The sequence below is a fragment of the Cytobacillus sp. IB215316 genome (assembly GCF_033963865.1).
Lineage (GTDB): Bacteria > Bacillota > Bacilli > Bacillales > SM2101 > Nanhaiella > Nanhaiella sioensis.
Genome location: NZ_JAXBMC010000063.1, coordinates 1 through 859, shown reverse-complemented (window position 1 = coordinate 859; position 859 = coordinate 1). Strand labels below are relative to the sequence as shown.

At 40.2% G+C, this 859-nt stretch carries 2 protein-coding genes; both read left to right on the top strand.

Annotated features, from left to right (window positions below; translation table 11 throughout):
- Window positions 1-534 (top strand): ABC transporter permease (locus SLH48_RS22400; RefSeq protein WP_320259926.1); only part of this gene is annotated, 534 nt, incomplete at its 5' end.
- Window positions 535-545: 11 nt separating this feature from the next.
- On the top strand, window positions 546-859 hold a 314-nt coding region (locus SLH48_RS22395; protein WP_320259925.1), incomplete at its 3' end, for an ATP-binding cassette domain-containing protein.

Below are 859 nucleotides of genomic sequence, written 5' to 3'. Positions count from 1 at the left end.
GGTTATCTTGGCAAGCGTACGGATGAAATATTAATGCGTATCGCCGATATTTTAACAGCTGTTCCATATTTGTTAGTTGTAATTTTGCTAATGGTCGTATTAGAACAAGGCTTAACAACAATGATTATTGCGATGTCTATAACCGGCTGGATTAATATGGCTCGAATCGTTCGTGGGCAAGTCCTTCAACTAAAATCGCAGGAATATGTGCTAGCAGCTCAAACGTTAGGTGCAAATACGAAAAGAATTATGGCTCGACATTTAGTTCCTAACTCAATGGGACCCATTTTAATTACAATGACATTAACGGTTCCTGCAGCGATCTTCACTGAAGCCTTCTTAAGCTATTTAGGTCTTGGTGTACCAGCACCACTCGCTAGCTGGGGAACGATGGCAAGTGAAGGTGTACCAGCAATGAAATATTATCCGTGGCAATTATTCTTCCCGGCTATATTTATATGTTTAACCATTTTTGCTTTTAATGTTGTTGGAGATGGCTTACGAGACGCACTTGATCCACGACTACGAAAATAGGGGGGAGAAAAATGAAGCCAATTTTAGAGGTAAACGATTTAGCAATTTCTTTTCACACTTTTGCAGGAGAAGTAAAGGCAGTCCGTGGCGTAAATTTCCACGTAAACAAAGGAGAAACGCTAGCTATCGTTGGTGAGTCAGGTTCAGGGAAAAGTGTGACAACACAGTCAATTATGAAGCTTATTCCAACACCTCCAGGTGAGTATGTACGGGGCTCAATCATGTTTAATGGTGAAGACATTGTCCAAAAATCAGAAAAACAGATGGAAAAAATCCGCGGTAAAGATATTGGGATGATTTTCCAAGATCCGATGACTTCATTAAA